Genomic DNA, 20,884 nt, shown 5'->3' on the forward strand with positions numbered 1-20,884 from the left:
CGGGCGGTCCGCAGCTCCCGGGGACGGCGCTGCGCGAGGCACAGCGGTCCCGTCCGGCGCGTCCGGGCGCGGCCCGCCCTTCGCGTCCGGCCGCCTCCCCCCGGCCGTCGAGCGCCCCGCGCACCCCGCCCCGGGCCCCGCGCCCCGGCGCGCGCGGCCCGCGCCGGGCGGTGGAGGGCGTACGGCGGCTGTACCTGCGGGCGAAGCGGGCCTGGGACCGGCCGCTGACCGCGTACTACGTGATCCTCGGCGGCAGCCTGCTGATCACCGGCCTCGGTCTGGTGATGGTCTTCTCCGCCTCCCAGATCCAGGCCCTGCAGTCCGGCCTGCCCTCCACGTACTTCTTCCGCAAACAGCTGCTGGCCGCCGTCCTGGGGGCCGTGCTGCTGCTGGCCGCCTCCCGGATGCCGATCGCCCTCCAGCGCGGTCTGGCGTATCCGCTGCTGGCCGTCTCGATCTTCCTGATGTGCCTGGTGCAGGTGCCGGGGATCGGCCAGGAGGTGAACGGCAACCGCAACTGGCTCCAGCTCGGCGGACCGTTCCAGCTCCAGCCCAGCGAGTTCGCCAAGCTCGCCCTGGTGCTGTGGGGGGCCGACCTGCTCGCGCGCAAGGGCGACAAACGGCTGCTCGTCCAGTGGAAGCACATGCTGGTGCCGCTCGTTCCGGTGACCTTCCTGCTGCTGGGCCTGATCATGCTCGGCGGCGACATGGGCACCGCGATCATCCTCGCGGCGATCCTGGTCGGGCTGCTCTGGCTGGCCGGGGCGCCCCTGCGGCTGTTCGTCGGGGTGCTGGCGTTCGTCGCCGTCGTCGGGGCCGTCTTCATCGGCACCAACCCCAACCGGATGTCCCGCCTGGGCTGCCTCGGCGCCACCGACCCCGGCCCGAACGACGCGTGCTGGCAGGCCGTGCACGGCATCTACGCCCTGGCCTCCGGTGGCTGGTTCGGCTCGGGCCTGGGCGCCAGCGTGGAGAAATGGGGGCAACTGCCCGAACCGCACACCGACTTCATCTTCGCCGTGACCGGGGAGGAACTCGGCCTGACGGGGACGCTGTCGGTGCTCGCTCTTTTCGCGGCTCTAGGCTATGCGGGTATCCGCGTGGCCGGACGCACGGAGGACCCCTTCGTCAGGTACGCGGCGGGAGGCGTGACCACCTGGATCATGGCGCAGGCCGTGGTCAACATCGGCGCGGTGCTCGGACTGCTGCCGATCGCCGGTGTCCCGCTCCCGCTGTTCTCCTACGGAGGTTCCGCCCTGCTGCCGACGATGTTCGCCGTCGGGCTGCTGATCTCGTCCGCGAGAACGGAACCCGCCGCGAAGGCGGCACTGGCCATGCGGCAGCCTGCTGTGAGAAAGAAGCTGGCTGGGGTGAGACGGAAGACGATGCGACGGAGCGCCACGCGGCGCCCGTCCGGAGAGCGGTGAAATTCGGTGCATGTCGTACTCGCCGGTGGGGGGACCGCCGGCCACATCGAGCCCGCGCTCGCCCTCGCGGACGCCCTGCGCAGGCAGGACCCGACCGTGGGGATCACGGCACTCGGCACGGAACGCGGACTTGAGACCCGGCTCGTCCCGGAGCGCGGCTACGACCTGGAGCTGATCCCGGCCGTGCCGCTGCCGCGCAAACCCACCCCTGAGCTGATCACCGTGCCGGGGCGGCTGCGCGGCACCATCAAGGCCGCCGAGCAGGTCCTGGAGCGCACCAAGGCCGACTGCGTGGTCGGCTTCGGGGGCTACGTGGCGCTGCCCGGCTACCTGGCGGCCAAGCGGCTCGGGGTGCCGATCGTGGTGCACGAGGCCAACGCCCGGCCGGGCCTGGCCAACAAGATCGGTTCCCGCTACACCCGCTTCGTCGCCGTCTCCACCCCGGACAGCAAGCTGCGGCACGCCCGCTACGTCGGCATCCCGCTGCGCCGCTCCATCGCCACCCTGGACCGGGCGGCGGTGCGGGCCGAGGCCAGGGCGGCCTTCGGGCTCGATCCGGGCCTGCCCACCCTGCTGGTCACCGGCGGCTCCCAGGGGGCGCGGCGGCTGAACGAGGTCGTCCAGGCCATCGCCCCGACCCTCCAGCGGTCCGGCATCCAGATCCTCCACGCGGTCGGCCCGAAGAACGAGCTGCCGCAGGTGGACAACATGCCCGGAATGCCGCCGTACATCCCGGTATCGTATCTGGATCGCATGGATCTCGCGTACGCCGCGGCCGACATGATGCTCTGCCGCGCGGGCGCGATGACGGTCGCCGAACTGTCCGCCGTCGGGCTGCCCGCCGCCTACGTCCCGCTGCCGATCGGCAACGGCGAGCAGCGGCTGAACGCCCAGCCGGTGGTCAAGGCGGGCGGCGGGCTGCTGGTCGACGACGCCGAGCTGTCGCCGGAGTGGATCCAGAACAACGTCCTGCCGGTGCTCACCGACCCGCACCGGCTGTACGACATGGCCCGCGCCGCCGCCGAGTTCGGCCGCCGTGACGCCGACGAACTGCTGGTCGGCATGGTGTACGAAGCGATCGCGGCACGCCGTCAGGGCTGACGGTCCGGGCGCGGGAGAGCAGGGAGCGTGGCCGGACGGACAACGACCGCCGAGCGCGGCGCCGGCGGACCGAGGCGGCCGGGGCGGGGCGCCGTCCCGCCCCCGGCCGCCCGGCGCCCGGCGCCCGGGCGGCCGGACGACCGCAGGCGCCGCCGACTGCTGCTGGTGCTCGCCCTCGCCCCCGCGCTCGTGCTCGGCGGCTGCGCCCTGTGGGTGCTCTACGGCTCCTCGTGGCTGCGGGTGGAGAGCGTCACGGTCACCGGCACACGGGTCCTGACGGAGCGGCAGGTCAGGGGGGTCGCCGCCGTCCCCGTGGGCGACCCGCTCGTCTCGGTCGACCCCGAGGCGGTGGAGCGGCGCCTGCTGGACGGGCTGCCCCGGATCGACTCGGTGGAGGTCGTGCGGTCCTGGCCGCACGGCATCGAGGTGAGGGTCGTCGAGCGCAGACCCGTGGTCGTCATGGCGGAGAAGCGCGGGTACGCGGAGGTGGACGGCGAGGGGGTGCGGTTCGGCACGGTCGCCGAACGGCCCGGGGGCGTCCCCCTGCTCGTGGTGGACCTCGCCGACTCGCCCAGCCGTCACCGCTTCGGCGCCGAGCGGATGCGCCGGGAGGCCGTGCGGGTCGCCTCGGCGCTCCCCGACGGGGTCCGCCGGGACACCCGCACCATCCGCGTCCGCTCCTACGACTCCATCACCCTGGAGCTGACCGGGGGGCGCACGGTGGTGTGGGGGAGCGCCGAGAAGAGCGCCGCGAAGGCCGAGTCGCTCACCCTGCTGATGAAAGCGGCGGACGGGGCGGAGAGGTTCGACGTGAGTGTCCCCGGCGCCCCGGCGGCGTCGGGGAGTTGACGTCCGTACCCGCAGGCCAGCACCCTGGTTGGCTACCGCATCGCCTGATCACATAGGGTGAGAAGAAAAACGGGAGGTTCGGCGTGTTCATTGAACGCGCACCGCATGTCGACCTAGTGTCCGTTCCAAAGAATCCGAGGAACGACAGACATTGGTAACCCTAAACTTCACCGTTAGGGTTCGGGTCGGCGTCCGGACCGTCCCACTCGGCATAGGTCGGCGCACCGCAACCACCGTGGAGCGGCGACACGTAACTCGAGGCGAGAGGCCTTCGACGTGGCAGCACCGCAGAACTACCTCGCAGTCATCAAGGTCGTCGGTATCGGCGGCGGTGGCGTCAATGCCATCAACCGGATGATCGAGGTCGGTCTCAAGGGCGTCGAGTTCATCGCGATCAACACCGACGCACAGGCCCTGCTGATGAGCGACGCCGACGTCAAGCTCGACGTCGGCCGCGAGCTCACCCGCGGCCTCGGCGCGGGTGCCAACCCCGAGGTGGGCCGCAAGGCCGCCGAGGACCACCGCGAGGAGATCGAGGAGGTCCTCAAGGGGGCCGACATGGTCTTCGTCACGGCGGGCGAGGGCGGCGGCACCGGCACCGGCGGTGCACCCGTCGTCGCGAACATCGCACGCTCCCTCGGCGCCCTCACCATCGGCGTCGTCACCCGTCCCTTCACCTTCGAGGGCCGCCGCCGCGCCAACCAGGCCGAGGACGGCATCGCGGCCCTGCGCGACGAGGTCGACACCCTCATCGTCATCCCCAACGACCGGCTGCTGTCCATCTCGGACCGTCAGGTGAGCGTGCTCGACGCGTTCAAGTCCGCGGACCAGGTGCTGCTGTCCGGTGTGCAGGGCATCACCGACCTCATCACCACCCCGGGCCTGATCAACCTCGACTTCGCGGACGTCAAGTCCGTGATGTCCGAGGCGGGTTCGGCGCTCATGGGCATCGGCTCGGCGCGCGGCGACGACCGCGCGGTGGCCGCCGCCGAGATGGCGATCTCCTCGCCGCTGCTGGAGGCGTCCATCGACGGCGCCCGCGGCGTCCTGCTCTCCATCTCCGGCGGCTCCGACCTCGGCCTGTTCGAGATCAACGAGGCCGCCCAGCTGGTGAGCGAGGCGGCGCACCCCGAGGCGAACATCATCTTCGGCGCGGTCATCGACGACGCCCTCGGCGACGAGGTCCGGGTCACCGTCATCGCGGCGGGCTTCGACGGTGGGCAGCCCCCGGCGAAGAACCGCGACAAGGTGCTCGGTTCCTACGGGAGCAAGGAGGAGAGCGCCACGGGCACGCGCCCGGCGCCCTCCGACACCGACCGTCCGTCCTTCGGCGGGCTCGGCTCCGTCACCCCGCGCGAGGACGAGCCGTCCCCCGTGTCCCCGCTGAGCGACCCCTCGCCCGTCTTCGGCACGAGCACCTCGACCACGGGAGCCGGCGAGACCGGCCCGTCCGCGGGCCCGCAGGTGCCCCCGGCCCGGCCGTACCCGTCGGAGGGGCAGGCCGAGGAGCTCGACGTGCCGGACTTCCTCAAGTAGGCACCACGAGCGTGATAGGGCAGCACGACTCCGTGAGCGGCGCGCACTTCGCCTTCACCGACCGGTGGGGCGGGGTGAGCGCCGCTCCGTATGACGAACTCAACCTCGGCGGCGCGGTGGGGGACGACCCCGGCGCCGTACGGGCCAACCGGGAGCTGGCGGCGAAGGCGCTCGGCCTGGACCCGGCCGCGGTGGTCTGGATGAACCAGGTGCACGGCCGTGACGCGGCCGTCGTCCGAGGGCCGTGGGGGACCGGCGACGCGCCGTGCGTGGACGCGGTCGTCACCGACCGGCCCGGCCTGGCACTCGCCGTCCTCACCGCCGACTGCGTACCGGTCCTCCTCGCCGATCCCGTCGCCGGGGTCGCGGGCGCCGCGCACGCCGGACGGCCGGGCCTGGTCGCCGGGGTGGTGCCGGCGGTGGTCGAGACGATGACGTCCCTGGGCGCCGATCCGGCGCGCGTCGTCGCCCGCGTCGGTCCCTCGGTGTGCGGGCGCTGCTACGAGGTGCCGGAGCGGATGCGCGAGGAGGTCGCCGCCGTGGTGCCGGAGGCGTACGCCACCACGCGCCGGGGCACGCCGGCGGTCGACGTCGCGGCCGGGGTCCGCGCCCAACTCGCCCGGCTCGGCGTCCCGGAGCCGCCGCGCTCCTCCGTGTGCACGCTGGAGTCGGACGACCACTACTCGTACCGGCGGGAGAAGGTCACCGGACGGCTGGCGAGTTACGTCTGGCTGGAGGGAGCGGACTCCCCGGAGAGTCCGGATGAAAGGGACGGGTCGGGGAAGCCGGGCCGTACGGAAGGCCGGACGCCGTCCACGGACGGCGCCGGAGCGTCGCACGGGGAGCGTGGGGAGTGACGGACCGCAAGGCCGAACTGGCCGCCAATCTCGCCCGGGTGGAGGAGCGCATCGCCCGCGCTTGTGTCACCGCGGGGCGCGAACCGAAGGACGTGACCCTGATCGTCGTCACCAAGACCCGCCCCGCCGGCGATGTGCGGCTGTTGGCCGAACTCGGGGTGCGGCACGTGGCGGAGAACCGCGACCAGGAGGCGGCGCCCAAGGCCGCGGCCTGCGCGGACCTGCCGCTCACCTGGCACTTCGTGGGCCAGTTGCAGACGAACAAGGTCCGCTCCGTGGTCCGCTACGCCGACTTCGTGCACTCGGTGGACCGCCCCCGTCTGGTCGCCGCGCTCTCCTCGGCGGCCGAGCGGGAGGGGCGGCGGATCGGCTGTCTGCTCCAGGTCGCGCTCGACCGGGAGTCGGGCGCGGCCGGGGGGCGCGGCGGCGTCGCGCCCGACGGGGTGGGGGAGTTGGCCGCCGAGGTGGCCGCCGCCCCGGGGCTGTGGCTGGCCGGTGTGATGACGGTCGCACCCCTGTCCGGTCCGTACGCCGGGAGGCCGAGGGCCGCGTTCGAGAGGCTGGGTGAAATCTCAACCGGCCTGCGGGCGAACGATCCTGCTGCGAACATGGTGTCGGCGGGAATGAGCGCGGATCTGGAGCACGCGGTGGCGGCCGGTGCGACACATGTGCGCATCGGCAGTGCGGTACTCGGAGACCGACCCGGCCTCCGGTAACGTCGCCAAGCAAGTCGGACCACAAAAGAAAATATGGTCATTTCCGCACCGAGCGGATGGCCGCGTGGATCCAAGGCCACCGGTGACGGAGCCTTGGGGCCTCCCCGCCGGAGGCACCGGAGGCAGGAATGGGGCCTCCCCGCCGAAGGCAGGGGAACCACCACAGAGCGGAGGACGCAGAGAATGGCCGGCGCGATGCGCAAGATGGCGGTCTACCTCGGCCTCGTGGAGGACGATGGGTACGACGGCCCGGGGTTCGACCCCGATGACGAGTTCGAGCCCGAGCCGGAGCCCGAAAGGGACCGGCGCCATCAGGCACACCAGCCTCTGGGAGCTTCCACGGTGAAGGCCGGCGGGGAGCAGGAGCCCGAGGAGCCGGTGCGGGTCGTCCATCCTCCGGCTCACCGGGAGCGGGAACAGGCTCCCGCGATCGTCACCGAGAGCGGCCGCCACGGGCGGATCGCGCCCGTGGCATCCATCACATCCGAACGCCAGAACCTGGAGAAGAACGCGCCGGTGATCATGCCCAAGGTCGTGTCCGAGCGGGAGCCCTACCGGATCACCACGCTCCACCCCCGGACGTACAACGAAGCCCGTACCATCGGGGAACACTTCCGCGAGGGCACCCCGGTGATCATGAATCTGACCGAGATGGACGACACGGACGCGAAGCGGCTGGTCGACTTCGCGGCCGGTCTGGTGTTCGGTCTCCATGGGAGTATCGAGCGGGTGACGCAGAAGGTCTTCCTGCTGTCTCCTGCTAACGTCGATGTCACGGCGGAGGACAAGGCCCGCATCGCAGAGGGCGGGTTCTTCAACCAGAGCTGATAGTCAGTACGAACGGACAGCCCGGTCGGCAGGCGGCCGGACACGACCAAAGGGGAGAGGGAAGCGCACGATGGGCGTCGCACAGCAGGTGATCCTCATTGCGCTGCAATGCTTCCTGGTCGTGCTGATCTTCCGCCTGGTGATGGACTACGTCTTCATGTTCGCCCGCTCATGGCAGCCCGGCAAGGCGATGGTGGTCGTTCTGGAGGCCACCTACACTGTCACTGATCCGCCACTCAAGCTACTGCGGCGGTTCATACCGCCGCTGCGCTTCGGGGGCGTGGCGCTCGACCTGTCCTTCTTCGTACTGATGATCATCGTCTACATCCTGATCAGTGTCGTGGCCAGGCTGTGAGCGATACGGTCTTGCCGATATGCCGATGACTTACGTTGAGGTGAAGAGATGCCGCTGACCCCCGAGGACGTGCGGAACAAGCAGTTCACGACCGTCCGCCTGCGCGAGGGCTACGACGAGGACGAGGTCGATGCCTTCCTCGACGAGGTCGAGGCCGAGCTGACCCGGCTGCTCCGCGAGAACGAGGACCTGCGCGCCAAGCTGGCCGCGGCGACGCGGGCCGCCGCGCAGAACCAGCAGCAGCAGGGGATGCGCAAACCCGAGCCACAGGAGAGGCCCGGGGCTCCCGTACCAGCCGCCATATCGGGACCGCAGCCGGTCCCGCCGGGGCAGATGGGCGGCCCGCCCCAGCTCCCCGGCGGTGCGCCGCAGCTGCCGGCAGGTCCCGGCGGGCACGGACCGCAGGGCGGTCCGCACGGTCCCGGGCCGATGGGCCCCGGACCGATGGGTCCCGGCCCGATGGGTGGCCAGGCCCCCGGCGGCGACAGCGCGGCCCGCGTGCTGTCGCTGGCGCAGCAGACCGCCGACCAGGCGATCGCGGAGGCCCGTTCCGAGGCCAACAAGATCGTCGGTGAGGCGCGCAGCCGCGCCGAAGGCCTGGAGCGGGACGCCCGCGCCAAGGCCGACGCCCTGGAGCGGGACGCGCAGGAGAAGCACCGTGTCGCGATGGGCTCGCTGGAGTCCGCCCGCGCCACGCTGGAGCGCAAGGTCGAGGACCTGCGCGGCTTCGAGCGCGAGTACCGCACCCGTCTGAAGTCGTACCTGGAGAGCCAGCTCCGCCAGCTGGAGAGCCAGGCCGACGACTCCCTGGCCCCGCCGCGCACCCCGGCGACGGCCTCGCTGCCGCCGTCCCCGTCGATGGCCTCGGCCGGTGCCCCCACCGGCGGCTCGATGGGCGGCGGACACCAGGCGATGGGCGGCAACCAGTCCATGGGCGGCGGCCAGTCGATGGGCGGCCCCGGTGGTCACGGCGGCCACACCCAGGGCGGTGGTCAGACGTACGGCGGACAGCAGCAGCAGATGTCCCCGGCCATGACCCAGCCGATGGCCCCCGTGCGGCCGCAGGGCCCGCAGCCGATGCAGCAGGCGCCGTCGCCGATGCGCGGCTTCCTCATCGACGAGGACGACAACTGACCGGCGGCTGACGGACGCCTCCGCGAGCGCAGGTCGGCATATCACGAACGGGCCGGGCCCGGGATCCGAAACGATCCCGGGCCCGGCCCGTTGGCGTGTTCGCTTCACCCCGCCCGAGCGAGCACGGCCACGACGCGGCCACGCCACGAGCGCGACCGGGGGCCACGACCGGGGCCGCGATCGGGAGGGGTCGGGACGGCCGGCGTCGCGGGGACGCCGGCCGTCGAGCCGCCGTCAGGCGCGGCGGAGCCGGAAGGTCAGGGAGAGCCCCTCGTCCGTGAACGGCTCGCCGAAGGAGTCGTCGCCCTCGCCCTCGGCGTAGTCCGTCGCCAGGACCTCGTCCGTGATCAGGGCCTGGTGCTCGGTGAGGGCCCGGCCGACCTCCGCGTCGTCCGACCGCCACCGCAGGGCGATCCGGTCGGCGACGTCCAGGCCGCTCTTCTTGCGCGCCTCCTGGATCAGCCGGATCGCGTCACGGGCCAGTCCGGCCCGCCGCAGCTCCGGGGTGATCTCCAGGTCCAGGGCGACCGTGGCGCCCGCGTCGGAGGCCACCGACCACCCCTCGCGCGGGGTCTCGGTGATGATGACCTCCTCCGGCGACAGCGCGATCGTCTCGCCGTCCACCTCCACCGAGGCCGTGCCGTTGCGCAGCGCCGCCGAGAGCTCCGCCGCGTCCGCCTCGGCGATGGCCTTGGCGACCGGCTGGGTGCGCTTGCCGAACCGGCGGCCCAGCGCGCGGAAGTTCGCCTTGGCGGTGGTGTCCACCAGGGAACCGCCCACCTCCGACAGGGAGGCGAGCGAGGTGACGTTCAGCTCCTCGGCGATCTGCTCCCGCAGCTCGTCGCTGAGCAGCTCGAAGCCCTGCGCGGCCAGCAGCGCCCTCGACAGCGGCTGCCGGGTCTTGACGCCCGACTCGGCGCGCGTGGCCCGACCCAGCTCCACCAGACGCCGCACCAGCAGCATGTCGCGGGAGAGGTCCGGGTCGATGGCGTCCGGGTCGGCGACCGGCCACGAGGCCATGTGCACCGAGGGCGGCGCGTCCGGGGTGACGGGGACGACCAGGTCCTGCCAGACCCGCTCGGTGATGAACGGCGTCAGCGGGGCCATCAGGCGGGTGACCGTCTCCAGCACGTCGTGGAGGGTGCGCAGCGCCGCCGGGTCGCCCTGCCAGAAGCGGCGCCGCGAGCGGCGCACGTACCAGTTGGACAGGTCGTCCACGAAGGTCGACAGCAGCTTGCCGGTGCGCTGGGTGTCGAACGTCTCCATGGCCTGGGTGCACTGGTCGACCAGCGCGTGGAGCTCGCTGAGCAGCCAGCGGTCCAGCAGCGGCCTCTCCGCCGGGGCCGGGTCGGCCTCGGAGGGCGTCCAGCCGGAGGTGCGGGCGTACAGGGCCTGGAAGGCGACCGTGTTCCAGTAGGTCAGCAGGACCTTGCGGACGACCTCCTGGATCGTGCCGTGGCCGACGCGCCGCGCGCTCCACGGGGAGCCGCCCGCCGCCATGAACCAGCGCACCGCGTCGGCGCCGTGCCGCTCCATGAGCGGGATCGGCTCCAGGATGTTGCCCAGGTGCTTGGACATCTTCCGGCCGTCCTCGGCGAGGATGTGGCCCAGGCAGACCACGTTCTCGTAGGAGGAGCGGTCGAAGACGAGCGTGCCGACCGCCATCAGCGTGTAGAACCAGCCGCGGGTCTGGTCGATCGCCTCGCAGATGAACTGCGCCGGGTAGCGCTTCTCGAACAGCTCCTTGTTCCGGTACGGGTAGCCCCACTGCGCGAAGGGCATCGACCCCGAGTCGTACCAGGCGTCGATGACCTCCGGGACGCGGACGGCCCGGTGGGAGCAGCCCTCGGCGGGGCAGTCGAAGACGACCTCGTCGATGTAGGGCCGGTGCGGGTCCAGGCCGGACTGGTCGGTGCCGGTCAGCTCCGTCAGCTCGGCCAGCGAGCCGACGCAGGTGAGGTGGCCGTCCTCGCACCGCCAGATGGGCAGCGGGGTGCCCCAGTAGCGGTTGCGGGACAGGGCCCAGTCGATGTTGTTGTTCAGCCAGTCGCCGTAGCGGCCGTGCTTGACCGAGTCCGGGAACCAGTTCGTCCGCTCGTTCTCCCGGAGCAGGGCGTCCTTGACGGCGGTGGTGCGGATGTACCAGGACGGCTGCGCGTAGTAGAGCAGCGCGGTGTGGCAGCGCCAGCAGTGCGGGTAGCTGTGCTCGTACGGCAGGTGGCGGAAGAGCAGGCCGCGTGCGTCCAGGTCGGCGACCAGCGCCTCGTCGGCCTTCTTGAAGAACTGCCCGCCGACCAGCCCCAGGCCCTCCTCGAAGGTGCCGTCGGGCCGGACGGGGTTGACCACCGGCAGCCCGTAGGCGCGGCAGGTCTTCAGGTCGTCCTCGCCGAAGGCGGGGGACTGGTGGACCAGGCCGGTGCCGTCGTCGGTGGTGACGTACTCGGCGTTGACGACGTAGTGGGCGTTCTCGATCTCCACCAGGTCGAACGGGCGGCGGTAGGTCCAGCGCTCCATCTGGCGGCCGGTGAAGGTCTGCCCGGTCGTGCTCCAGCCCTCGCCGAGGGCCTTGGCCAGCAGCGGCTCGGCGACGACCAGCTTCTCGGTGCCGTCCGTGGCCACCACGTAGGTGACGTCGGGGTGGGCCGCGACCGCGGTGTTGGACACCAGCGTCCAGGGGGTGGTCGTCCACACCAGCAGCGCGGCCTCGCCGGCCAGCGGGCCGGAGGTCAGTGGGAAGCGGACGTAGACCGAGGGGTCGACCACGGTCTCGTAGCCCTGCGCCAGCTCGTGGTCGGACAGGCCGGTGCCGCAGCGCGGGCACCAGGGCGCCACCCGGTGGTCCTGGACGAGGAGGCCCTTGTCGAAGATCTGCTTCAGGGACCACCAGACGGACTCGATGTACTGGGGGCTCATCGTCCAGTACGCGTCGTCCATGTCGACCCAGTAGCCCATCCGGGTCGTCAGCTCGGCGAAGGCGTCGGTGTGCCGGGTCACCGACTCGCGGCACTTGGCGTTGAACTCCGCGATGCCGTAGGCCTCGATGTCCTGCTTGCCGGTGAAGCCCAGCTCCTTCTCCACCGCCAGCTCGACCGGCAGGCCGTGGCAGTCCCAGCCGGCCTTGCGCGTGACGTGGTAGCCGCGCATGGTGCGGAAGCGGGGGAAGACGTCCTTGAAGACGCGGGCCTCGATGTGGTGGGCGCCGGGCATGCCGTTCGCGGTCGGGGGGCCCTCGTAGAAGACCCACTCGGGACGGCCCTCGGTCTGTTCCAGACTGCGGGCGAAGATCTTGTTCTCGCGCCAGAAGTCCAGTACGGCGCGCTCCAGGGCGGGGAGATCCACCTGGGCGGGCACCGGACGGTACTGGGGCGGGGGCTGCTGGCTCACTGCGAGCTTCCTCCAACGGACGTCGTGACTTCCGCCGGAGGGACGAGACCGCCGCCCGTCGGCGCCGGTTCCCGCGGTACCACCCTCCTTGACGGCGGGAGCGCGCCGCGCGCGGGTCCCACCGCCCACTCATTGGTGCCGCGATGCCGGTTCTACTCGCCACGCGCTCGACGCGCTCGCGCGGGCTTTCTTCCGGCGGCTCCGGGGTGATCTTCACGCCGCGCTCGCCCCCGGGCTCACACCGTCCCCGGGTCGCTCTCGGCTGCGTACGGACGCTACTCGTCCCCATCCACGCCTTTCGCTCTGCCCAGTGTACGGGTGTCCTCCAATGGCGGTGGACCGGTTTTCGGGCCGCGCCGCGGGGCACAACGCTTCGCAGGGGCACGGGCCCGCCGCGGAAGAGACACGGGCGGACCGGCGTGCCCCGTTGCCGCGTGATCGGGGTCGACTTATCGTTCCCGTCACGATTCGCGGACAAGATCACAATATGTGAAGGGAACGCGGCCATGGTGGCGAGAGAGACCGCGGGGAAGAGGGCGAAAGCCGTGCGGAAACCCGCCGCGCCCGCCACGGAGGCCGCCGACGGGGTGCGGAGGAGGACGGCGGACGTGACGGGGGCGGAGCCGAAGGCGAATCCGAGAGGGGCCGGCCGGGAGACCTCCGCGGGGACGGCCCCCGCCGCGGACGAGGACGCGACGGCGGGGAGAACCGCCCCCGGGGCGGACGGCCGGGACGTCGCCACGGAGACGGCCGCGGGAGCGGCCGGCGAGGAGACAGGAGCCAAGACGGTGGTTGCCAAGAAGACCACGACGGGAGCGCCGGCCGCCGAGGTGCCCACGGCCCGCGCGGCCGCGACACCCGCCGCCCCCGACGAACTCGTCGTACGGCCCGGCGAGAGCCCCTGGACCCCGGACGAGGTGGAGGAGGCGCGCGCCGAGCTGTCCGAGGACGCCGCACGGCTGCGCACCGAGATCCACGCCGCCGAGGAGGCCCTCAACGGCCTGATGCGCGACTCGGCCGACGCCACCGGGGACGACCAGGCCGACACGGGCACCAAGAACATCACGCGCGAGCACGAGATGGCCCTCGCGGAGAACGCCCGCGAGATGCTCTACCAGACCGAGCGCGCCCTGGGGCGCCTGGAGGCCGGGACGTACGGGGTCTGCGAGAGCTGCGGCCGGCCGATCGGCAAGGCGCGGATGCAGGCGTTCCCCCGCGCCACGCTCTGCGTCGAGTGCAAGCAGCGGCAGGAACGCCGCTGACGGCTCCCGCGCGGGTGTGACGTACCCTGCATCACGTGACAGAGGTGGAACGGGCCGACGACAAGCCCGAGAAGGCCGAAGCCGAGACCGTGGAAGCGCCGCCGGAGACGGCGCCCGCGACGGGGACCGGGGCCCGGGAGGGCGAGCGGACACCGTCCGCTCGCCGCCGGCGGGTGGTGGAACTCGCCATCGTGGCGGCCCTGGCGTACGCCCTCGACCTGATCACCAAGATCCTCGTGGTCGAGAGGCTGGAGGGCCACGACGCGATCGAGGTGATCGGGACCTGGCTGCGGTTCCACGCGGTGCGCAACCCGGGCGCCGCCTTCGGCATCGGCGAGGCCCTCACCATCGTCTTCACCGTCATCGCGGCGGCCGTGATCGTGGTGATCGTACGGATCGCCCGCAAGCTCTACAGCGCGCCGTGGGCCGTGGCGCTGGGGCTGCTGCTGGGCGGGGCCCTGGGCAACCTCACCGACCGGATCTTCCGCTCGCCGGGGGTGTTCCGGGGCCACGTCGTGGACTTCATCGCGCCCGCGCACTTCGCCGTCTTCAACCTCGCCGACACGGCGATCGTCTGTGGCGGCGTGCTGATCGTGATCCTGTCCTTCCGCGGCCTGGACCCCGACGGCACGGTCCACCGCGACTGACCCGGGCCGTGCCTCCGCCCGCCGGACGGAGGCACGGCCCGGGTCCGGCATACTCGATCGGGTGAGCCAGCTTCCCGAGATCCGCACCCTGCCCGTACCCGACGGCCTGGAGGGCGAGCGCGTCGACGCGGCCCTGGCCAGGATGTTCGGCTTCTCCCGCACCAAGGCGGCCGAGCTGGCCGCCGCGGGGAAGGTCCGGCTCGACGGCGGCGAGGTGGGGAAGTCGGAGCGCGTGCGGGGCGGGGCCTGGCTGGAGGTCGAGATGCCCGCGCCCCCCGCGCCGGTGAGGGTCGTCGCCGAGCCCGTCGAGGGCATGGAGATCGTGTACGACGACGCCGACATCGTGGTGGTCGACAAGCCGATCGGCGTGGCGGCCCACCCCAGCCCCGGCTGGGACGGGCCCACCGTGATCGGCGGACTCGCCGCCGCGGGCTTCCGCATCTCCACCTCGGGCGCCGCGGAGCGCCAGGGCATCGTGCACCGGCTGGACGTGGGCACCTCCGGGCTGATGGTGGTCGCCAAGTCCGAGCGGGCCTACACCCTGCTCAAGCAGCAGTTCCGCGAGCGCACGGTCGACAAGCGCTACCACGCGCTCGTCCAGGGCCACCCCGACCCGCTGAGCGGCACGATCGACGCCCCCATCGGGCGACACCCCGTCCACGACTCCAAGTGGGCCGTCACCGCCGACGGCAAGCCGTCGGTCACCCACTACGACCTCATCGAGGCGTTCCGGGCCGCCAGCCTGCTCGACATCAAGCTGGAGACCGGCCGCACCCACCAGATCCGCGTCCACATGGCCGCCCACCGGCATCCCTGCGTCGGCGACACCACCTATGGCGCCGACCCGACGATGGCGAAGCGGCTCGGTCTGGGCCGGCAGTGGCTGCACGCGGTCCGGCTCGGCTTCGAACACCCCGCGGACGGCCGCCGGGTGGAGTTCGCCAGCGACTACCCCGACGACCTCCGGACCGCCCTGGACCGGGTCCGCGCCGAGAGCGCGTGACCGGCGCGCGGGACGTACGACGGCGCGGCGGCGGGGGACCGGGGAGCAGCCGGGTCCGGGGAGGCGCCGGCGGGCGCGTCAGGGGGCCTTCCGGGCGTCCGGGATGCCCGCCCGGCCCGGCCCGGAGCCGTTCGACCGGTCGTCCGCCGCGCCCGTCCCCCGCCGCGCCGACCGCTCCCGGGCGGGCTCCGGCGCCGCCTGCGCCGTCGTGATGCGGGGAAGCGCGTAGGGGTGCTCCCGGTGGAGCCAGGTGATCAGCTCCTCGCGGAGCTCGCAGCGCAGCGTCCAGACGTCGTCGGACGTGCGCGCCGTCACCATCGCGCGGACCTCGATCGTGGAGGGCGTGGTGTCGGTCACCACCAGGTTCCAGGCGCGGCCGTCCCACGCGTCGCTGGCGCGCACGATCTCCTCGGTCTTCGCGCGGATCTCGGCGATCGGGGCCGAGTGGTCGAGGTGGAGGTAGACCGTGCCGGTCATCTGCGCGCCGTTGCGGGACCAGTTCTCGAAGGGCTTGCCGGCGAAGTACGACACCGGCATGGTGATCCGCCGCTCGTCCCAGGTGCGGATGACGATGTACGAGACGGTGATCTCCTCGACCGTCCCCAGCTCGCCCTCGACCACCACCGTGTCGCCGATGCGCACCATGTCGCCGAAGGCGATCTGCAGGCCGGCGAAGAGGTTGCCCAGCGTGGACTGGGCGGCGATGCCCGCGACGATGCCGAGCACACCGGCCGAGGCCAGCATGGAGGCGCCGAGCTTCTCCATCGCGGGGAACTGCAGCAGCATCGCGGCGGCGGCGATCACCGTGACCACCGCCGTCGCCAGCCGCCGGATCAGGGTCAGCTGGGTGCGAACGCGTCGCACCCGCGCCGCGTCGTGGGCCACCCCCGCGTAGCGGGAGAACGCCGTCTCCACGATGGCGGCGACGATCCGCAGCGCCAGCCACGCGGTGGCCCCGATCAGTATCAGGCTGAGCCAGAGGTCGACGGTCTTCTGGTGGTCCCGGGTCAGGTGCGTCTCTTCGGAGAAGGCGTTGAGCAGCGCGACGAAGACGACCGCCTGCAGCGGCCACCGGCCGCTGCGCAGCAGCCCCCACATGGGGGTCTCCGGGTGCCGGGCGTCCACGCGCCGCAGCACGCGGTCCATGGCCCAGCCGACGACGAGGGCCAGTGCGATCGCGCCGCCGAAGACGATCAGCGGCCGTAGCACGTTCTCCATGGTCGTGGGACTCCTCGGGGGCTCCTGATGACGAAAAGGACTCCAACGACCGTACCTGGCACCATGGGGGGAACCCCGCTCCGGGTGAGGCGCCCGAACGCGGATCATGAGCCTGACCTGCGAAGGAAGTGACATCGTGCCCACCGTTGTGATGTTCCACTCCGCCTACGGGCCGCGCCCCGCCGTACACGCCGCCGCCGAGCGGCTGCGGGAGGCCGGGCACGAGGTCCACACCCCCGACCTGTACGACGGGCGGACGGCCGACACCGTCGAGGACGGCATGGCGATCAAGGACGAGATCGGCCGGGACGAACTGCTCAAGCGGGCCGTCGCCGCCACCGCGCCCCTGTCCGAGCGGGGGCTGGTGTACGCCGGGTTCTCGCTGGGCGGGGCGATCGCCCAGAACCTCGCGCTGGCCGACGTCCGCGCCCGCGGGCTGCTGCTCCTCCACGGCACCTCGGACATCGCGGAGAACGCCTCCGTGGACGAGCTGCCCGTCCAGCTCCACGTCGCCGACCCCGACCCCTTCGAGCCGCACGACTGGCTGAACGCCTGGTACCTGCGGATGCGACGGGCGGGCGCGGAGGTCGAGATCCACCGCTACGCCGGGGCCGGGCACCTCTACACCGACCCCGACCTGCCCGACTACGACAAGGAGGCGGCCGAGCGGACCTGGCGGATCGCCCTGGACTTCCTGGCGGACCTGGCGGACCGCTGAGGCGGTCCGAGGCCGGGACCCGGGGTTTCCCGGGCCCCGGCGGACGGTCCGGGGACGGGGGCACCGCACAGCAGCACGTTGGCCGGCTTCACGTCGCGGTGGTGGGCGCCGACGGCGTGCGCGGCGCACAGCGCGGAGAGGATCCGCCGCCCCAGCCGGGCCGCCTCGCGCGGCTCTGGCGGGCCGTCGACGATCCGTCCGGGCCGGGTGTGCTCCTCGTGCCGTCCCCCTGACATTCCCCCTGACATTCCCCCTGACACGGGGTCAACGTACGGGCTCCTCCGCGCGCTCCACACGCTGGGTGCCCGAGCGTGTGCGGTAGGAGCGGACGTGTTCGGCGGTCGCCAGCGGGTCCGTCTTGTCCGACAGCGCGTAGTAGTCCATCTGCGCCCGCTCGCCGGTCACGTCCAGGACGCCGTAGCCGTGCGAGTCCATGTCGACCCACTTGGTGTGGCGGTTGGCGGCGCGGATGGCGGTCTCGGCCACGGAGGAGACGGTGTGCGGCGGGACCCTCAGGAAGTCGTCCAGGTTGTCCGAGGTGACGGAGGTGACCACGAACTCCGTGGCGACCGGCCGCTCCAGCGGGTACGTGGCCGCCCGGACGGGCACGTCGTTGGCGAAGGCCATGTGGATGTCGCCGGTGAGGAAGACGGTGTTGTCGATGCCGCGGTCGCGCAGGTGGGTCAGCAGCTCGCGGCGGTCGTCGGTGTAGCCGTCCCACTGGTCGACGTTGACGGCCAGGCCCTCGCGGGGGATGCCCAGCAGCTCGGCCAGCGGCCCGAGCAGGTGGGCGGGCACCGACCCGAAGGCCATCGGCGAGATCATCACCGAGGTGCCGACCAGGTGCCACCGCGTGTCGGAGGCCGCCAGGGAGGACTTCAGCCAGTCCAACTGCGCCCGGCCGGTGATCGTGCGGTCGGGGTCGTCCACGTCGCCGCTGCCGAGGCCGGTCTGCCGGTCGCGGAAGGAGCGCAGGTCCAGCAGGTGGAGGTCGGCCAGGTCGCCGAAGCGCAGCCGCCGGTGGACGGTGCCCTCGGTGGAGGGGCGGACCGGCATCCACTCGAAGTAGGCCCGCCGGGCGTCTCTCGCGCGGACCGCCCAGTCGCCCTCCGTCTCCGGCGTGTGGTTCTCCGCTCCGCCGGACCAGGAGTCGTTGGCCGTCTCGTGGTCGTCCCATATCGCGATCACCGGATGCGCGGCGTGCAGGGCCTGCAGGTCCGGGTCGGTTTTGTAGTGGGCGTGGCGCTGCCGGTAGTCGGCCAGGGTGACGGTCTCGTGGACCGGCCGCATCTCCCGGACGACCCCGTCCTTCAGCGGGTACTCGCCCTTGCCGTACTCGTAGATGTAGTCGCCGAGGTGGAGGACGGCGTCGAGGTCGGTCCGGGCGGCCAGCCGGCGGTACGCGGTGAAGTACCCGCTCTCGTAGTGGGCGCAGGAGACCACCCCGAAGCGGACGCGGTCCGCGGTGGTGCCGGCGGCGGGCGCGGTGCGGGTGCGCCCGACGGGGGAGTGGGCGCCGCCGGCGGCGAAGCGGTAGAAGTAGGCGGTGGCCGGACGCAGCCCGCGGACGTCGGCCTTGACCGTGTGGTCGCCCTCGGCCGTGGCGGTGGTGCGGCCCGAGGCGACGACGGAGGCGAAGCCGCGGTCCTCGGCGACCTCCCAGGAGACCTCCACGGGGGCGCCCCGGCCGGAGCCGGGCGTCGCGTCGGGGGTGGGGGTGACGCGGGTCCACAGCAGGACGCCGTCGGGCAGCGGGTCGCCGGAGGCGACGCCGTGCGCGAAGACGGGGGTGCTCTCGGAGCCGGCGGTGTCGTCGGCCCGGGCCTGCCGGACGCCGGTCAGCGGCAGCAGCGCGGCGGTCGCGGCGCCCGCCGCGACGACCGTACGGCGCGTGGGCGCGGCGGTACGGAGAGTGGTGTCGGTATCGGTCACGGCCGCAGATGCTACGCGCCGGTAGGGGCCTCGGATAGAAGACCGACAAGAGTTCGCCGACCCGTCCGACGGCGTTTCGGCCGCGGTCGGTCGGGCGCCGCCAGACCCCGAGGGGAAGGGCGCCGGAACGGGACCGGCCCGGTGGCCGCGTCGCCTCGGGCGACGGGACCCACCGGGCCGGACGGGGGTGTTCCGGGAGGCCGGAGGCCGACTACCGGAGCTTGACGCCGAGCTTGTCGAGCTCCGCGGGGAGCTTGCCGATCTCCACGTCCTTGCCGTTGACGCGGACGGTGGGCGTGCCCTGGATGCCGGCGTCGTTGAAGCTGTCGATCATCTCCAGGGCCCACTTGTCGTAGGTGCCCTTCTCGACGGCCTGCTCGAACTCCTGGTTGTCCTTCAGCGCGTCGACGTCCTCCGCGACCTTCAGCAGGTAGTCGTTGTCGGCGAACTTGTCCTCGGACTCCGCCGGGTGGTGCTCGGCGGAGTACAGCAGGGAGTGGTACTCGGTGAACGCCTCGGTGCTCACGTCGAGCGCGGCGCCCAGCGCGCTGATGGCGTTCTTGGAGCCGTTGCCGCCCATGTTGCCGTCGATGATGGCGCCCAGGTGGATCCGGAGCTTGTACTTGTCGTCCTTGGCGCCCTGCTTGAGGGGCTCGCCGAGCTGCTGCTCGAAGTTGGCACAGGCCGGGCAGCGCATGTCCTCGTAGACGTCGATGGTGGTCTTGGCCTTCTCGCCGCCGATGACGACGCCGGTGCCGTTCTCGCCCGTGGTGTTGGCCGGCTTCACCAGCTTCTTGTCGGCCGCCGCGGACCAGGACTTCTCGCTGCCGCTCTCGCTCTCCATGTTGGCGACCGCGAAGCCGATGCCGCCCGCGATGGCGAGGATGCCCACCACCGAGGCGCCGACGATCAGCTGGCGGCGGAGCTTCTCCTTCTTGGCCTGCTTCTCGCGCTCGATCCGCAGCCGCTCGCGGGCGGCGCGCTTGGCTTCCTGGCTGTTGCGCTTGCTCATGGGGTGTCGTTCTCCGTGTCGTTCGCGTACGTGTGGGGGACGGTGGTGCTCAGGCGGCGAGGGCCACGGGGCACGGAGGTCCGCGTCGTACGACGGAGTGGGTCAGCAGCGGAAGCGCGCGAGGGGCGCGGGCGCGCGGGGCGGGACGGAACCCGCGGAGGGACGGCCCGGCCGCGACCCGGTGGTCGGCGACCGCCAGCAGCAGCGGCCGGAACAGGGCCGCGGCGGCGGCGCGCAGCAGTCGGGTGAGCGCCGCGTCGCCCCGGCGCAGCCAGGCGGCGGCGGTCAGCCCCACGGCCACGTGCGCGGCCAGCAGCAGCCAGGGCGCGGCGGGGTGGGTGCCGCCGGCGAGCGGCGGCGCGCCGGCGGCGGCCACCCGGGCCAGCGGCGTCCCGAAGTCGCCGCCCGCGCAGAGCAGGTCCAGGCCCAGCGAGCGCAGCGGCCCGGCCACGGGCCCGCCGGCCTGTCCGTAGCAGGTGTCCTGCCCGGTGGTGAAGACGGTGTCCGCGGCCAGCTCCAGCGGCACCAGCAGCCCGGCGACCGACCGGTACCCCCGCTCGCGCCCGGCGAGCGCGAAGGCGGTGACGAACACCACCGCGGTGACCGCGATCAGCGGCGGGTACGGCAGGGGGTTTCCGGTGAGCAGCACATGGGCACCCGCGGACAGGGTGACGCACAGCGCGGTGAAGACCGCGGCGCGCACCGTCCGAATCCCCATGCTCGTCCCCGCGTCGGGGACGTTCGTCGTGCTCATCGCAGCCGAGTGTGCCACGCGCTCCGCTAAGAAGGGCCTAAAGGGCGGGAACGGGGTGGCGATCGCAACACGAACGACGCCCGGACGCGTCCGTGAGCGGTGTGACCCGCGGGACGCGCGGGTCGGTCGGCCCGGCCCGCCCCACCCCGAT

17 protein-coding genes and 1 pseudogene are annotated in these 20,884 nt (G+C 72.6%); 13 read left to right on the top strand and 5 right to left on the bottom strand.

Annotated features, from left to right (window positions below; genetic code table 11):
- The 9 genes and pseudogenes from ftsW to ABD335_RS14805 all read left to right on the top strand — a co-directional run.
- The coding region (gene ftsW / locus ABD335_RS14765) for a putative lipid II flippase FtsW (RefSeq protein WP_425583633.1) at window positions 1–1,427 on the top strand (1,427 nt) is incomplete at its 5' end.
- Between the two features lie 6 nt (window positions 1,428–1,433).
- Window positions 1,434–2,528: an undecaprenyldiphospho-muramoylpentapeptide beta-N-acetylglucosaminyltransferase gene (murG, locus tag ABD335_RS14770; protein ID WP_344322798.1), complete on the top strand. Its 1,095-nt coding sequence runs from the start codon at window positions 1,434–1,436 to the stop codon at window positions 2,526–2,528.
- A 27-nt stretch (window positions 2,529–2,555) separates the two neighbouring features.
- On the top strand, window positions 2,556–3,377 hold the full coding sequence (locus tag ABD335_RS14775; protein WP_344322799.1) for a cell division protein FtsQ/DivIB: 822 nt from the start codon (window positions 2,556–2,558) through the stop codon (window positions 3,375–3,377).
- A 276-nt stretch (window positions 3,378–3,653) separates the two neighbouring features.
- Window positions 3,654–4,913: a cell division protein FtsZ gene (gene ftsZ, locus ABD335_RS14780; RefSeq protein ID WP_344322800.1), complete on the top strand. Its 1,260-nt coding sequence runs from the start codon at window positions 3,654–3,656 to the stop codon at window positions 4,911–4,913.
- An 11-nt stretch (window positions 4,914–4,924) separates the two neighbouring features.
- A pseudogene (gene pgeF / locus ABD335_RS14785) lies at window positions 4,925–5,653 on the top strand (peptidoglycan editing factor PgeF); the annotation flags it as partial.
- Between the two features lie 113 nt (window positions 5,654–5,766).
- A complete protein-coding gene (locus ABD335_RS14790; protein ID WP_344322801.1) occupies window positions 5,767–6,486 on the top strand; it encodes a YggS family pyridoxal phosphate-dependent enzyme in 720 nt (239 codons plus the stop codon).
- 183 nt (window positions 6,487–6,669) lie between these two features.
- Window positions 6,670–7,314 (top strand): cell division protein SepF, encoded by a 645-nt coding sequence (locus ABD335_RS14795; protein WP_344322802.1) that lies wholly within the window; start codon window positions 6,670–6,672, stop codon window positions 7,312–7,314.
- A 70-nt stretch (window positions 7,315–7,384) separates the two neighbouring features.
- The gene (locus ABD335_RS14800) at window positions 7,385–7,669 is read left to right on the top strand and encodes a YggT family protein (protein ID WP_155070222.1); all 285 of its coding nucleotides are present in this window, start codon (window positions 7,385–7,387) and stop codon (window positions 7,667–7,669) included.
- A 48-nt stretch (window positions 7,670–7,717) separates the two neighbouring features.
- Window positions 7,718–8,803 (top strand): DivIVA domain-containing protein, encoded by a 1,086-nt coding sequence (locus ABD335_RS14805; RefSeq protein ID WP_344322806.1) that lies wholly within the window; start codon window positions 7,718–7,720, stop codon window positions 8,801–8,803.
- A gap of 234 nt (window positions 8,804–9,037) precedes the next feature.
- On the opposite strand, the gene ileS is transcribed toward ABD335_RS14805, so the two are convergent.
- Window positions 9,038–12,187 carry an isoleucine--tRNA ligase gene (gene ileS / locus ABD335_RS14810; RefSeq protein ID WP_344322808.1) on the bottom strand — a complete coding sequence of 1,050 codons (3,150 nt, stop codon included), beginning with the start codon at window positions 12,185–12,187 and terminating at the stop codon, window positions 9,038–9,040.
- A gap of 506 nt (window positions 12,188–12,693) precedes the next feature.
- On the opposite strand from ileS, the gene ABD335_RS14815 reads away from it, so the two are divergent.
- From ABD335_RS14815 to ABD335_RS14825, 3 genes are all read left to right on the top strand, one after another.
- The gene (locus ABD335_RS14815; RefSeq protein WP_344322810.1) at window positions 12,694–13,449 is read left to right on the top strand and encodes a TraR/DksA family transcriptional regulator; all 756 of its coding nucleotides are present in this window, start codon (window positions 12,694–12,696) and stop codon (window positions 13,447–13,449) included.
- A gap of 35 nt (window positions 13,450–13,484) precedes the next feature.
- A complete protein-coding gene (lspA, locus tag ABD335_RS14820; RefSeq protein WP_344322813.1) occupies window positions 13,485–14,096 on the top strand; it encodes a signal peptidase II in 612 nt (203 codons plus the stop codon).
- Between the two features lie 61 nt (window positions 14,097–14,157).
- Window positions 14,158–15,099, top strand: coding sequence for an RluA family pseudouridine synthase (locus ABD335_RS14825; RefSeq protein WP_344322815.1), 942 nt, complete (start codon window positions 14,158–14,160; stop codon window positions 15,097–15,099).
- A 78-nt stretch (window positions 15,100–15,177) separates the two neighbouring features.
- Here ABD335_RS14825 and ABD335_RS14830 read toward each other — a convergent pair whose 3' ends face one another.
- Complete coding sequence (locus ABD335_RS14830; RefSeq protein ID WP_344322817.1) at window positions 15,178–16,317, bottom strand: mechanosensitive ion channel family protein; 1,140 nt, start codon at window positions 16,315–16,317, stop codon at window positions 15,178–15,180.
- A 151-nt stretch (window positions 16,318–16,468) separates the two neighbouring features.
- Between ABD335_RS14830 and ABD335_RS14835 the strand changes: the two genes are divergently transcribed.
- A complete protein-coding gene (locus ABD335_RS14835) occupies window positions 16,469–17,035 on the top strand; it encodes a dienelactone hydrolase family protein (RefSeq protein WP_425583645.1) in 567 nt (188 codons plus the stop codon).
- A gap of 264 nt (window positions 17,036–17,299) precedes the next feature.
- Here ABD335_RS14835 and ABD335_RS14840 read toward each other — a convergent pair whose 3' ends face one another.
- From ABD335_RS14840 to ABD335_RS14850, 3 genes are all read right to left on the bottom strand, one after another.
- A complete protein-coding gene (locus ABD335_RS14840) occupies window positions 17,300–18,967 on the bottom strand; it encodes an alkaline phosphatase D family protein (RefSeq protein ID WP_344322822.1) in 1,668 nt (555 codons plus the stop codon).
- Window positions 18,968–19,178: 211 nt separating this feature from the next.
- Window positions 19,179–19,979, bottom strand: a complete 801-nt coding sequence (locus ABD335_RS14845) for a DsbA family protein (protein ID WP_344322824.1) — start codon at window positions 19,977–19,979, stop codon at window positions 19,179–19,181.
- A 49-nt stretch (window positions 19,980–20,028) separates the two neighbouring features.
- On the bottom strand, window positions 20,029–20,733 hold the full coding sequence (locus ABD335_RS14850; RefSeq protein WP_344322826.1) for a hypothetical protein: 705 nt from the start codon (window positions 20,731–20,733) through the stop codon (window positions 20,029–20,031).
- Window positions 20,734–20,884 lie beyond the last annotated feature (151 nt).

This window comes from Streptomyces macrosporus, from assembly GCF_039533145.1.
Classification (GTDB): Bacteria; Actinomycetota; Actinomycetes; order Streptomycetales; family Streptomycetaceae; genus Streptomyces; species Streptomyces macrosporus.

Bases quoted from the DNA above. Each gene is read 5' to 3' on its own strand.
- ABD335_RS14795 (WP_344322802.1), top strand. From the start codon at position 6,670: ATGGCCGGCGCGATGCGCAAGATGGCGGTCTACCTCGGCCTCGTGGAG.
- ABD335_RS14800 (WP_155070222.1), top strand. From the start codon at position 7,385: ATGGGCGTCGCACAGCAGGTGATCCTCATTGCGCTGCAATGCTTCCTG.
- ABD335_RS14805 (WP_344322806.1), top strand. From the start codon at position 7,718: ATGCCGCTGACCCCCGAGGACGTGCGGAACAAGCAGTTCACGACCGTC.
- ABD335_RS14815 (WP_344322810.1), top strand. From the start codon at position 12,694: ATGGTGGCGAGAGAGACCGCGGGGAAGAGGGCGAAAGCCGTGCGGAAA.
- ABD335_RS14830 (WP_344322817.1), bottom strand. From the start codon at position 16,317: ATGGAGAACGTGCTACGGCCGCTGATCGTCTTCGGCGGCGCGATCGCA.
- ABD335_RS14835 (WP_425583645.1), top strand. From the start codon at position 16,469: ATGTTCCACTCCGCCTACGGGCCGCGCCCCGCCGTACACGCCGCCGCC.
- ABD335_RS14845 (WP_344322824.1), bottom strand. From the start codon at position 19,979: ATGAGCAAGCGCAACAGCCAGGAAGCCAAGCGCGCCGCCCGCGAGCGG.
- ABD335_RS14850 (WP_344322826.1), bottom strand. From the start codon at position 20,733: ATGAGCACGACGAACGTCCCCGACGCGGGGACGAGCATGGGGATTCGG.